Below are 12969 nucleotides of genomic sequence, written 5' to 3' on the forward strand. Positions count from 1 at the left end.
ACCACCATCGGTCGTGGAACCACCCGACGTGGTCGCACCACCGTCAGTCGTGGAACCACCCGACGTGGTCGCACCACCATCGGTCGTGGAACCACCGTTGGCCTGGCCTTCGTCGACGCCGCCGATGGCACCGCCGTCGGTGTCCTGGAGACCGATCTCGGCGCCCTGCTCACTGACCCCGGCCCTGGCGTCGAGACCCACGCCTATGCCGACGGCCGAAGCGGCGCCCGCTGCCGTCAGGGACGCACCGGCGGCGATCACCGCACCGGCCGCGATCCGAGCGACGCGGACCCGCGTCTTCTTGGTCATCTGCTGCTACCCCCAGTAGCTGTTCTCGTGTGTGGAGCAGCGTCCGGGGCTGCAGCCGCTGGGGGCCGCGCTTCCGCTTCCCCCGCTCGCACGCGCCCCAGAGATACGCATGCCGCGCGCCAGCCTTCCCAGTTTTCACGGACACGTCAAGGTCGTTGCGCGTGCGATGCCCGAAATAAGGGGAGTTGAGGATGCATGAAACCAGCAACAGCGACGGGAACGCGCAACTCATCCTTCACCGAGGCGAGTTATCTTGTCGACAAAGCGAGTCGATACCTCGTTTTTCGCTTGCGCCTGTAAACCCTAGGCGTGCGCAGCCGAGTTGAGCCCGACCAGTGGGCACTCACCCCGCTCCTCCGCTTCTACCGGACGGCCACATCCGGGGAATACGACCGGGTGCCCTTCGACGAGTGGCGGACGCAGCCCGACGACTACGGTGCGTGCACACCCGTCCCACTCGGTCAGGCACTTCGCGCCCCGTGCCCTGGAGCGGTAGGTGTCACCCCTGCCCGTGCCGCTGCCGTGGCCGTGGCCGTGAACTCGCGCCGCCGGACTGCTGCCTGCTCGTGAACGACGTCGAACCACGCGGGCACCCGTGCGCACACGGAAACGGCGCCGGGACCCCTGTGGGCCCGGCGCCGTGCCGTTCAGCGTGCGGGTTACTTCTCCTGCTGCTTGCGCCAGCGGATCCCGGCCTCCAGGAAGCCGTCGATCTCGCCGTCCAGCACCGACTGCGGGTTGCCGACCTCGAACTCCGTCCGGAGGTCCTTGACCATCTGGTAGGGGTGCAGGACGTACGAACGCATCTGGTTGCCCCAGGAGTTGCCACCGTCCCCCTTGAGGGCGTCCATCTTGGCCTGCTCCTCCTGGCGGCGGCGCTCGAGGAGCTTCGCCTGCAGGACGTTCATCGCGCTCGCCTTGTTCTGGATCTGGGAGCGCTCGTTCTGGCAGGAGACGACGATGCCGGTCGGGATGTGCGTGATGCGGACCGCGGAGTCCGTCGTGTTGACGCCCTGACCGCCGGGGCCGGATGCGCGGTAGACGTCCACGCGCAGCTCGGACTCGTCGATGTCGACGTGGTCGGACTGCTCGACGACCGGAAGGATCTCCACGCCCGCGAAGGACGTCTGACGGCGGCCCTGGTTGTCGAACGGGGAGATGCGCACCAGGCGGTGCGTGCCCTGCTCCACCGACAGCGTGCCGTAGGCGTACGGGGCCTTCACCACGAAGGTGGTCGACTTGATGCCGGCCTCCTCCGCGTACGAGGTTTCGTAGACCTCCGTGCCGTAGCCGTGCCGCTCGGCCCAGCGCAGGTACATGCGCTGGAGCTGCTCGGCGAAGTCGGCGGCGTCGACGCCGCCGGCCTCGGCGCGGATGTTCACGAGGGCTTCGCGCTCGTCGTACTCGCCGGAGAGGAGCGTTCGGACCTCCATCTCGTCCAGCGCCTTCCGGACGGCCTCCAGCTCGGCCTCGGCCTCCGCGCGGGTGTCCGGGTCGTCCTCGGCCTCGGCGAGCTCGAAGAGCACTTCGAGGTCGTCGATCCGCCCGCGGAGCGCCTCCGCCTTGCGGACCTCGGCCTGCAGGTGCGAGAGCTTGCTGGTGATCTTCTGCGCCGCCTCGGGGTCGTCCCACAGGGACGGCGCCGCCGCCTGCTCCTCGAGCACGGCGATGTCTGCCCTCATCGCGTCGAGGTCCAGGACGGCCTCGATCGACCCCATGGTCGAGGAGAGGGACTTCAGCTCTTCGGATACATCGACGACTGCCACGGGTCCAGCGTAACGGCTGTGGAAGACACGCCGTCCCGCCCGTCCACGGGAAGGCGCCTTCAGGGCTGTGACGGAGCCGACTGCTTGGAGTCCTGGGGTGGGCCACCGCCCTCCTCGCCGCTGGTCGCCAGCCAGCCACCGACACCCACCGCCGCCGCCAGCACCACGCCCGCGACGCCCAGCGTGATCCGGCGCCTGCGCAGCGCCTCCGCCTTGTGGCGGGCGGAGCCGGGACGTCGCTGCCCCGGTGCGCGAGGGGCGCGGGCGGTGCCCCGGGCGCCGCCCGCGAGCTCGTCCGGGCCGGGGACGCGCATGGAGGTGTGGGTGTCCCGGTTGGAGTCGGTCGCCGAACCCCGGACCAGCGGGACGGCGGCCCTGCGGGGGGTGGCATGGGGCGTCGGGTAGTCCGGTTCGCCGTACGGATCGGTCGGCGACTCCGCGTCGGGTTCGTCCACGTCGAGCGGCGGCATGCCGGCGAGCAGCGGGAGCAGGTCGTGCAGCCGCGCTGCGAGCTCGGAGGCGCGCAGCCGTGAGGCGGGCGCCTTGGCCAGGCACTGGACGATGAGCCGCCACAACTCGTCCGGGATGCCCGGGAGCGGGACGACCGTCTCCGTGACGTGGCGACGCAGCACCGCGCCCGGGTGGCCGCCGCCGAACGGTGTGAACCCGGCGAGCAGCTCGTACAGGACGGTCGCGAGGGCGTAGATGTCGACGGCGGCCCGGGGCGGCAGTCCCTCGACGATCTCGGGGGCCAGGTAGTCCGGCGTACCGATGATCTTGGTGGCTTTGGTGCGTCGCGGGGTGTCGATCAGTTTCGCGACGCCGAAGTCGGTCAGCAACGCGGGATGGGAACCTCCGGGGCCGAGCGGCCCCTCCATGTCCAGCAGGATGTTCTCCGGCTTGACGTCGCGGTGGACGACCCCGGCGGCGTGCGCCGCGGCCAGGCCTTCGGCGACGTCCGCGATGATCGCGACGGCGGCCTCGGGCGCGAGCCGGCGTTCCCGGTCCAGACGGGTGCGCAGGTCCGTGCCGCGCACCAGGTCCATCACGAGGGCGAGGTCGTTGCCGTCCACCACGAGATCACGCACTCCGACGACCCGGGGGTGTTCGAGCCCCAGCAGAGCCGTGCGTTCCCGGACGAAGCGTCCGACCAGCTCCTCGTCGGAGGCGAGGTCCTCACGCAGGATCTTGATGGCGACCGGGCCTTCCGGACCGTCGCCGAGCCACACCGTGCCCGCGCTGCCGCGTCCAAGAATCTGGTGGGCCGTGTACCGGCTGCCGATATTCCGTGCCAAGACTGCTCCCTCAGCGGCTGGCGTTGACCCTCAACGTACGCGGGTGTCGGGGGTTGGGTGCCCCGGATGGCGCCGGCCGTCACTTCTGCGGGGCTATTTCCCCCGCAGAAGTCGACATAACGACAGAGTTACCGTGCGTTACCGACTCAGGTTGCTGCCGCCCGAGCCCGAGTCGACCACCCCGGAGATCCAGTCGCCCACCGACGACGCGGTGTCGCCGATGACCTGCCAGTAGCTCTTGCCCTGGGCGATCCAGCCCTGGAGCGGCGTGAGCTCCCACACGAGCCAGCCCGCGACGAAGAGCAGGATCAGGGTGAACAGGCAGCCCTTGAGACAGCCGAGGCCCGGGATGCGCATGGGGTTCGCGCTGCGCTGTCGAGGCGGCCTGGGCTCACGGGGGGCCGGCTGCTGTCGGGGCGGCGGCTGCGGCGGCGCGTACTGCTGTCGCTGCGGTGGCTGCGGGGCGTACCGCTGTGGCGACTGCGCCTGCTGGTGGGGCGGGTACGGCTGCTGCTGGGGCGGGTACGGCTGCTGCGGACGGCGCTGCGGGGGCTGCGCCTGCTGCTGGTGTGGCTGCTGCTGGTGTGGCTGCTGCTGGTGTGGCTGCTGCTGGGGGGCCGGACGGCGCTGCGGACGGCGGCGCAGCGGGTCGTCACTCGGGTCGAGGTACTGGACCTGGGTCTGCTCGTTGCGGTCGCGCGCCGCACGCAGCTGGGACTGCCAGGGGTGCGGCTCCTCCGGCCGGGGCGGGCCGTCGGGACGCGGCGGCACCGGCGGCATGACCGACGTGGGGTCGGCCGCGGCGCCGCGCGGCAGCACGCTGGTGGGGTCCGCTGCGCCCGTGGGGCCACCGGTGTGCGGCAGCACGCTGGTGGCCCCGCTCGGGTCGTACGAGCCGGCGTTGTTCGGCAGCACCTGAGTGGGATCGGCCGCGCCGGGATCGCCCGGGACGGGGGCGGGCGTCGGGTCGGGCGCGAGCAGTGCGCCGACGCCTTCGGCGGCCTCGATCTGAGCGGGCGTGGAGTGCACGCCGATCCCTGCGGCGACCGTACGCAGCCCGCGGGCGAGGTTCACGGCACTGGGCCGCTCCCCCGGCTCCTTGCGCAGACAGCGCTCCATGACCGTCCACAGCGGGCCGGGCACGGTCGAGGGGCGGCGCGGCTCCTCGCTGAGGTGCCGCTGGAGCACCTCCAGGGCCGTACCACCGGAGAACGGCGGACGGCCGGTGACCAGCTCGTACAGCAGGATGCCGGCACCGTAGATGTCGACGGCCGACGTCTGCGGGCGCCCCTCGGCCGACTCGGGCGCGACGTACGCGGGCGTGCCGACGAACTCGTGGGTGCGGGTCAGCCCCGGGGAGTCTGCCAGGCGGGCGATGCCGAAGTCGGTGAGCATCGGGTGCATCTGGCCGCCGACTTCGGCGAGCAGCACGTTGGCCGGTTTGAGGTCGCGGTGGACGACGCCGTCCGCGTGACTGGCGGCCAGCGCGTCAGCGATCTGGGCCGTGAGCAAGGAGGTCGCGACGGGGCTGAAGGGCCCGTTCTCGCGGATGTAGCGGTGCAGGTCGGGGCCCTCGACGAGATCCATGACCAGGGCCAGGACATCACCTTCGACGACCAGGTCGCGGGTGCGCACGATGTTCGGGTGGGTGAGGCGCAGCAGGACGGAGCGCTCGCGCAGGAAGCGCATCACGATGTCCGCGTCGTTCGCGAGCTCCTCCTTGAGGACCTTGATCGCGACGGTCTCACCTGGCTGGCCGGGCACGGCCGCCTCGGCCCCCGCGGTCTCACGCTGGCGGGCTCGCCAGACGGTGCCCGTGGCGCCGCGGCCGAGCGGCTCCTCGAGCAGGTACTTGCTGCCTACCGGCCGCACGTCATGCGCTCCCTGCTGGATCGTGGTGGTGCTGTTCCCGGGTCACGATGGTGATGGCCCCGGGTTCATCCTTGGCCCCTCCTGGGTGTCCGACCCACTGTAATGCCGCCGATCGGGTCACCGATGTGGTCACTGGATTGGCCGGTAAGACGTCCCCGACGCCCCGATGGTTGCCGAGCCGCAGCGCTCAGGCCGGCACAGGCGATCCCAACCAGGCACTTTTGCGCCCAGAGCCGACCAATCAAGATCACTTACAGGTGGCCTCCGGGCGTGTTGTGGTCGGCGGATGCGAGGATGCCCCCAGCACGTGACGCGGGGCCGGGAGAGCGCCGCGGCCGTGCCGACCTGCCGGGTGGGGGGAATCACAGGGCGGCTCCCCTTCGCCGGGCACCCCGCGCAGAAGGGACCGCTGACGGCGATGCAGATCCGGCTGACCGTCCTCGCGCCGCGCAGCGGCCCGTCCGTGCCCGCGGCAGGGCCGGCACCCACGCGCGCGAGCGACGTGCTGGTGACCGCCCCGGCCGGCACCGCGCTGGCCGCGGTGGCCTCCGGGCTGGCTGCGGCTGCGGCGGGGCCTGAGGCATCGTCGGCAACCGTCGTCCTGTACGCCGGTCGCGAGCGGCTCGACGCCCAGCGTTGCGCACTCGGCGAACCGCCCCTCGTGGACGGCGCGGTGCTGTCGCTGAACGCCCCCGGTGAGGACGAGGCCGCGGACGAGAGCGGTGGACAGGCTCAGCTGCACGTGATCGCGGGTCCCGACGCAGGCGGGGTCCACCTGCTCCACGGCGGCCGGATAAGAGTCGGCCGCTCGGCGGAAGCGGACGTGCCGCTCGACGACCCGGACGTATCGCGCCTGCACTGCGAAGTGACGGTCGCGGCCGACGGCCGGGTCACGGTGGCGGACCTGGGCTCGACCAACGGCACGTCCCTGGGCGGTGCCGAGGTCGGTTCCCGCCCGGTCCGGCTGACTCCGGGCGCACTGCTCCGCATCGGCGAGTCGACACTCCGGCTGGCTTCCCCCCGGGTGTCCGCCGGCCCCGCCACGGCACCCGACGGCGAGGGCCACATCCGGGTGCGCCGCACCGCGTCGGACGACGACGGGGCGACGGCACGGGGCGACGCGGACCACACGCGCCCGCACGCCGCGGAGGGTTCGGACACCCGGCTGTCCGGCCACGAGGGCGGGCGGCCCGGCTCCCGCCGCCCGTCGTGGGCGCAGGGCATGGGCACCGAGGTGATGGTCGTCCAGGACGGCCGCCCGGCCGGCCCTTCGATCCCCGGAGCGCCATCACGGAGCCGCTCCGTCGACGGGACGCGGGACGAGCCCCACGGCGCAGCGGACGCTCTCTGGATCGCGACCGGTGCCGGGGAGGCGGCGGGCGGTACCGGCACCGCGCGGACCGTCGACCCCGGCACCGGGACGGGAGGCGACGGCCCGGCAGCCGGGGCCGGGGAGCGGACGGACGGCAGCGACGACCCGGATCGGTACGAGCCCGCCACCGGGGGGCGCGGGGGGCGCGGCTCCGACGTCACACACGTCGGCACGGCCTTCGATCCGCCCGCACCGGCGGCCGGCGACGGTCAGGCACCCGGCAAGTCCGCACGGCCGCGTGGTGAAGGCGGGTCGCGCAGACGCGGCATAGGTGCCTGGGCGCGGCGCCTGACCGGGGCCAGGGAGGACGGGCCCGAGCCGGCGGCGGACGAACCACCGCTCCCGTCCGCCACCGTGCCCGCGGTCGAGACCTGGCCCGACCCCGCCGCCGTCCTGCTCACCGCACTCGGCCCGGGGCCGCGGCTGTGGGAGCGCGGTCCCGGGCACCCCGAGTCGATGGTGGTCCGGCTCGGCACGGTGGACCGTGCGGGCAGCATCGCCGTTCCCGTCACCGTCGGACTGCGCGAGGCCGGCTCGCTGGGCCTCGCCGGGCCCCGCGCGCGGCTCATGGGGCTGGCCCGGTCCGTCGTCGCGCAACTCGCCGCGCTGCACTCGCCCGCCGACCTGGAGATCGTGCTCATCAGCACGGACCGGGCGCGGTCGTTGGAGGAGCGCCGGCAGGAATGGCACTGGCTCGGCTGGCTGCCCCACCTGCGCCCCTCCCACGGCCAGGACTGCCGTCTCCTGCTGGCGTACGAGCGGGACCAGGCCACGGCGCGCACCGCCGAGCTGACGCGCCGGCTGGACGAGGGCCCGCTCGGCCCGGGCTGGCCGAGCGCCGAGCCCCGAGCGGTCGAAGAGGCCGCCGCCCGCTACGACGGCACGCGGACGCTCGTGCTCCTGGACGGCGACCCCGGATCCGCTGCACTGCGCGAGAGCACCGCTCGCCTCGCCGCGGCCGGCACCGCCGCGGGCATCCACGTCGTCTGCCTCGCGGAAACCCCGGCCGCCTCGCCCCGCTCCCCGGTGGCGGCCACGTACGAGGAGGCCTGCGCCGCGTCGCTCGCGTTCCGGGAGTGCGGAGCGGTCGCACTGCTCAGCGGTGACGTCGCGACGGCGCTGCGGTTGCTGCGCACGGCCTCGGGCCAGCCGGCCGGACACGGCACGGTCGCGGCGGTGGACGCGGTGTCCGCGGCCTGGGCGGAGCGTTTCGCCAGGGCCGTCGCCCCGCTCCGCGCCGACGGGGACGCGTCGGCACACGGCAGCACGGTTTCGGCCCCCCTGCCGCAGTCGGCGCGACTGCTGGACGAGTTGGGGCTGGCCCGGGCCACCCCCGCGTCCTTGATGGCCCGGTGGGCTTCCGCCACGGAAGGTACGGCCGTGCTCGGCGCGGGTCCGCGCGGCCCGGTCGCCGTGGACCTCACCGCGGAGGGTCCGCACCTCCTGGTCGAGGGCCCTCCGGGCAGCGGCCGTACGGAGCTGCTCCGTGCGATCGCCGCGTCACTGGCCGCGGGCGGCCGACCGGACCGCCTCGGCCTCCTGCTGGTCGAGGGGACGGGCGGTGAGCGCGGCGAGGGCCTGGCCGCACTCACCGAACTGCCCCACGTCGCCGGACACCTGGTCGCCTCCGACCCGGTGCGGATGCGTGAGTTCGCGCAGGCCCTCGGGGCGGAGCTGAAGCGCAGGGCCGAGCTGCTCGGCGGGGAGAGCTTCGCCGAGTGGCATTCCCGGCGCGAGGTCTCCGATCGGCTCGGCGGGCAGCGCCCGGCGAGCGCCGCGGAGTCACGCGGTGATCTGGACGCGGCGCCCAGCGGCACGCTCCGGCTCCGCCCCGCAGGGGCGCGCCCGCAAGGGGAGGCGCCGCCACCGCCGCTGCCGCGGCTGGTCGTGCTCGCCGACGACTACGACGCGCTGGTCGCTCCCGCGCTCGGCAGCCCCGGACGGCCCGCGGCGGGTTCCGTCGTGCGGGCCTTGGAGGCAGTGGCCAGGGACGGCGAGCGGCTCGGCGTGCACCTCATAGCGACTTCGGCACGTCCGGAGCGTACGGCGGACACGGAGCTGACCCACGGGGCCCGGCTGCGCGTCGTCCTCGACCCGCCGACCGTCTCCCCCGGCCCGGAGGATCCGGCACCGGGCCGCGGCAGGCTCGGGCTTCCGGACGGCCTGGTGATCCCGTTCCAGGGGGGCCGGGTAACCGGACGCATCCCCCGGACAGCGACGCTGCGCCCCACCGTGGTGGAGCTCGAGTGGGAGCGCATGGGGGACCCCCCGGCCCGTCGGCCGGTCCGTGAACTGGGCAACGGGCCCACGGACCTCGCGTTGTTGGCCAGCGCCCTGGACCGGGCCGCACGTTCGGTCGACGCGGCTCCCCTGCCGCCCCTCACCCCGGTACGCCCCTGAGACCGCACCGTGCTGTCGCCGTAGCCGGCGCCCGCCCCTGGCGACCCCGCGGCCACCAGCCCGCAGCCTGCACACCTCCTGTCGTTACGTCACGAGCCCATCACAATCGGGCAGTTGACGGCGAACGTGGTATTGCCCCGCCCCCCGCCCGGGCGTAGACCTGATCGCACGGGACGGGAGCGGAGTCGCCGACGTCACGGCGGCCCCTCCGCACGCGCGGGAGAGACGGGGCAGTGATGCGCACAACTCGCACGACGCGGACGACTCGCAACCGGCGGGCACCTCGCAAGCTCCCCTGGCCGGGTCGCCGCGCACGCAACGCCGTTCTGCTGGCGGCCGTGGGCGCCCTGGCCGTCGCAGGCTGCGGCGGGGGCGGGGACGACGGGGACACCAAGGGCAAGAAGGGCGCGGGCAAGGATCCCGCGGCGACCGTCCGACTGCCACGGCTGGACGGACAGAAGCTCCAGGTCGCCGCCGTGTGGACCGGCCCCGAGCAGCAGAACTTCACCAAGGTCCTCAAGGAGTTCGAGAAGCGCACCGGCGCGACGGTGACGTTCGTCCCGGCCCAGGACCCGATCGTCAACTTCCTCGGTACGAAGATCGCCGGCGGCAGCCCTCCCGATGTCGCCATGCTGCCCCAGGTCGGCGCGGTCCAGCAGGCCGTGGCGAAGAAGTGGGCCAAGCCGGTCGGGCCCGAGGCGCGCGCCCAGCTCGCCGCGAACTACGCCCGGGGCTGGCAGGACCTCGGATCCGTCGACGGCACCCCGTACGGGGTGTACTTCAAGGCCGCCAACAAGTCCCTCGTCTGGTACAACCACGCGGTCTTCGAGAACGCGGGCGCCCGGGAGCCCAAGACCTGGAAGGAGTTCCTCGCGACCGCCGAGACCGTCTCCGCGTCCGGCGTCCCGCCGGTGTCGGTCGGAGGTGCGGACGGCTGGACGCTGACCGACTGGTTCGAGAACGTCTACCTCTCCCAGGCCGGTCCGCAGAAGTACGACCAGCTCGCCAAGCACCGGATCACATGGACGGACCCGTCCGTGCACCGGGCCCTGGCCACACTCGCCCAGCTGTTCGGCAAGGCCGACCTGATCGCGGGTGGTGCGGACGGTGCCCTGCAGACGGAGTTCCCCCAGTCGGTGAGCCAGACCTTCACCGGGGGCGACCATCCGAAGGCCGCCATGGTCTTCGAGGGCGACTTCGTCAGCGTCAACATCGCACAGACGGAGGCCGAGATCGGGTCGGACGCCCGGGTGTTCCCGTTCCCTGCGGTCGGGGCCGAACCTCCCGTGGTCACCGGCGGCGACGCGGCGGTCGCGCTGACGGACTCCGAAGGCGCCCAGGCGCTGCTGACCTTCCTGGCCTCGAAGGACGCCGCGGGGATCTGGGCCCGGGCGGGCGGGTTCATCTCACCGAACAAGTCCCTGGACCCGGCCGCGTACCCGAACGACGTCCAGCGCGACATCGCCGAGGCGCTCATCGCCGCGGGCGACGACTTCCGCTTCGACATGTCGGACCAGATGCCGCAGTCCTTCGGTGGTACGCCCGGCAGAGGCGAATGGAAGGCACTGCAGGACTTCCTGAAGAACCCCTCGGACATCGTCGGCGCCCAAGCGCGGTTGGAGGCCGACGCGGCCAAGGCCTACGGGAGCTGATCCACCATGGCCTCCCCCCACGGAGGGGAGGGCGCCGGTTCGGGGGCCGCCGAGCGAGCCACCCGACCGGCGCCCTCCGTCACGGCCCCCCGCAGTCGCGTCCGCGCGAGCGTGACCGGCACGCGCGGCCTCGTGGCCGCAGGCTTCCTGTTGCCCGCGCTCGTGCTGCTCGGCGCGCTCGTCGTCTACCCGATCGGGTACTCGCTCCACCGGTCCTTCTTCGACAAGTCCGGAAGCTCGTTCGCCGGGTTCGACAACTACGCGGAGATCTTCTCCGACGACACCCTCCTGACGGCGGTGCGGAACAACGCGATCTGGGTGGTCGTCGCGCCGACGGTCGCGACCGCGCTCGGGCTGGTGTTCGCCGTCCTCACCGAACGCGTGCGCTGGGGCACTGCCTTCAAGCTGGTCGTCTTCATGCCGATGGCGATCTCGATGCTCGCCGCGGGCATCATCTTCCGGCTGGTGTACGAGCAGGACCCGGAGCGCGGCGTCGCCAACGCGGTCTGGGTGGGCGTCCACGACACCTTCGCCGAGTCGTCCGGCTTCCCCCGGGCCCATCCGCTGCCCGCCCACCCCCTCAGGGCCGAGGGCCGTGCGTACGTCACCAAGCAACCCGTCACGGCGGGCCGTCCGGTCCGACTCCCGCTCATCGGGGTGCCCGCCGAGAAGATGCCCGCCGACGCGCGCCCCGCGAGGGAGGCGCCCCCCCACGGCGGCAGGGTGACGGGAACCGCGTGGCTGGACTTCACGAAGGGCGGCGGCGGGCGGACGAACGCCGTCGACGCGGGGGAGCTCGGACTGAAGGGCATCACCGTCGAGGCGGTCAGGGACGGTGAGGTCGTGGCCACCACCACCGCGGCCGCAGACGGGACCTTCTCCCTCCCCCCGGCGGCGGACGGCTCGTACCTCCGGCTCCCGGAGAGCGACTTCCGCGAGCCGTACGACGGCGTGGACTGGCTGGGTCCCTCGTTGGTGACCCCGGCCATCATCGGCGCCTACGTGTGGATGTGGGCGGGCTTCGCCATGGTGCTGATCGCCGCGGGACTCGCCGCCGTGCCGCGGGAACTGCTGGAAGCAGCACGGATGGACGGCGCCAGTGAGTGGCAGGTCTTCCGCAAGGTGACCGTCCCGCTGCTCGCTCCGGTCCTCGCCGTCGTCCTCGTCACCTTGACGATCAACGTGTTGAAGGTCTTCGACCTGGTCTTCGTCATCGCGCCCGGTTCGGCGCAGGACGACGCGAACGTGCTGGCGCTCCAGCTGTACCGATCGTCGTTCGGTACGGACGCGGACCTCGGCGTCGGCAGTGCGATCGCCGTGCTGCTCCTGCTCCTGGTGATCCCGGTGATGCTCTTCAACATCCGGCGGATCCGAAGGGAGACGCGTCGATGACGGCGACCACCGGCACGCCGAGGGCGAGGCGGCCGCTCCCCTCCCGCATCGCCGCCTGCGCAGGAGGCGGCGCCCTGCGCGTCCTCCTCGTCCTGGCGGGGCTGTTCTGGCTGGTGCCGACCGTCGGCCTGCTGCTGTCCTCGCTCCGCTCGCCCACCGATATCAGCGCGAGCGGATGGTGGCAGGTCCTGACCGCGCCGGCACAGCTCACCACCGAGAACTACGCCCGGCTGCTGGAGAACGACACGATCACCGGCTCGCTGCTCTCCACGGTGGAGATCACCGTCCCCGCGACGGTGCTGGTCGTCGTGATCGGCTCGCTCGCCGGATACGCCTTCGCCTGGATGGACTTCCCCGGACGGGACTGGTGGTTCCTCGCCGTCGTCGCTTTGCTCGTCGTGCCGGTGCAAGTCGCGCTGGTCCCGGTGTCGAAGCTGTTCGGTGGGATCGGACTCTTCGAGACCACGGCCGGGGTCGTGGTCTTCCACGTCGCCTTCGGCCTGCCGTTCGCGATCTTCCTGCTGCGCAACTTCTTCGCGGAGATCCCGAGGGAACTTCTGGAGGCGGCGCGGCTCGACGGCGCGGGTGAGGTGGGGCTGTTCACCCGGGTGGTGCTGCCGCTCGGCGGGCCCGCGATCGCCTCGCTGGGCATCTTCCAGTTCCTCTGGGTCTGGAACGACATGCTGGTGGCACTGATCTTCGCGGACTCCGAGTCCCCGCCGATCACGGTCGCCCTCCAGCAGCAGGTGCGGCAGTTCGGAAACAACATCGACGTCCTGGCGCCTGGTGCGTTCGTGTCGATGGTGATTCCCCTCGCCGTGTTCTTCGCCTTCCAGCGGCAGTTCGTCTCCGGGGTGATGGCGGGTGCCGTCAAGTAGACGACGTCACACGGGAGATGGGCGGGGATGCAC

Annotated in this window: 7 protein-coding genes and 1 pseudogene; 4 read left to right on the plus strand and 4 right to left on the minus strand. The window is 72.8% G+C overall.

Features of this window, described 5'->3' with window-relative positions; translation table 11 throughout:
* From ACFXOM_RS17870 to ACFXOM_RS17885, 4 genes and pseudogenes are all read right to left on the minus strand, one after another.
* Window positions 1–309 (minus strand): annotated as a pseudogene (locus ACFXOM_RS17870) (hypothetical protein); the annotation flags it as partial.
* A gap of 659 nt (window positions 310–968) precedes the next feature.
* Window positions 969–2075, minus strand: a complete 1107-nt coding sequence (gene prfB, locus ACFXOM_RS17875) for a peptide chain release factor 2 (protein WP_384931060.1) — start codon at window positions 2073–2075, stop codon at window positions 969–971.
* A gap of 59 nt (window positions 2076–2134) precedes the next feature.
* Window positions 2135–3370: a serine/threonine-protein kinase gene (locus ACFXOM_RS17880; RefSeq protein WP_384931058.1), complete on the minus strand. Its 1236-nt coding sequence runs from the start codon at window positions 3368–3370 to the stop codon at window positions 2135–2137.
* A gap of 138 nt (window positions 3371–3508) precedes the next feature.
* Complete coding sequence (locus ACFXOM_RS17885; protein ID WP_385038406.1) at window positions 3509–5242, minus strand: protein kinase; 1734 nt, start codon at window positions 5240–5242, stop codon at window positions 3509–3511.
* A gap of 418 nt (window positions 5243–5660) precedes the next feature.
* Here ACFXOM_RS17885 and ACFXOM_RS17890 point away from each other — a divergent pair, with 418 nt between their 5' ends.
* From ACFXOM_RS17890 to ACFXOM_RS17905, 4 genes are all read left to right on the plus strand, one after another.
* Window positions 5661–9014, plus strand: coding sequence for an FHA domain-containing protein (locus tag ACFXOM_RS17890; protein ID WP_385038430.1), 3354 nt, complete (start codon window positions 5661–5663; stop codon window positions 9012–9014).
* 236 nt (window positions 9015–9250) lie between these two features.
* On the plus strand, window positions 9251–10666 hold the full coding sequence (locus ACFXOM_RS17895; RefSeq protein WP_384931053.1) for an ABC transporter substrate-binding protein: 1416 nt from the start codon (window positions 9251–9253) through the stop codon (window positions 10664–10666).
* A gap of 6 nt (window positions 10667–10672) precedes the next feature.
* On the plus strand, window positions 10673–12058 hold the full coding sequence (locus tag ACFXOM_RS17900) for a carbohydrate ABC transporter permease (protein WP_384931050.1): 1386 nt from the start codon (window positions 10673–10675) through the stop codon (window positions 12056–12058).
* Entirely contained in the window at window positions 12055–12936 is an 882-nt protein-coding gene (locus tag ACFXOM_RS17905; RefSeq protein WP_385038409.1) for a carbohydrate ABC transporter permease, read from the plus strand. The genes ACFXOM_RS17900 and ACFXOM_RS17905 overlap by 4 nt, the downstream gene beginning before the upstream one ends.
* Window positions 12937–12969 lie beyond the last annotated feature (33 nt).

Origin of the sequence: Streptomyces sp. NPDC059169 (assembly GCF_042755225.1) — a bacterium.
Classification (GTDB): domain Bacteria; phylum Actinomycetota; class Actinomycetes; order Streptomycetales; family Streptomycetaceae; genus Streptomyces.

Coding starts and splice junctions, on each gene's coding strand:
- ACFXOM_RS17890 (WP_385038430.1), top strand. CDS start 5,661: ATGCAGATCCGGCTGACCGTCCTCGCGCCGCGCAGCGGCCCGTCCGTG.
- ACFXOM_RS17895 (WP_384931053.1), top strand. CDS start 9,251: ATGCGCACAACTCGCACGACGCGGACGACTCGCAACCGGCGGGCACCT.
- ACFXOM_RS17900 (WP_384931050.1), top strand. CDS start 10,673: ATGGCCTCCCCCCACGGAGGGGAGGGCGCCGGTTCGGGGGCCGCCGAG.
- ACFXOM_RS17905 (WP_385038409.1), top strand. CDS start 12,055: ATGACGGCGACCACCGGCACGCCGAGGGCGAGGCGGCCGCTCCCCTCC.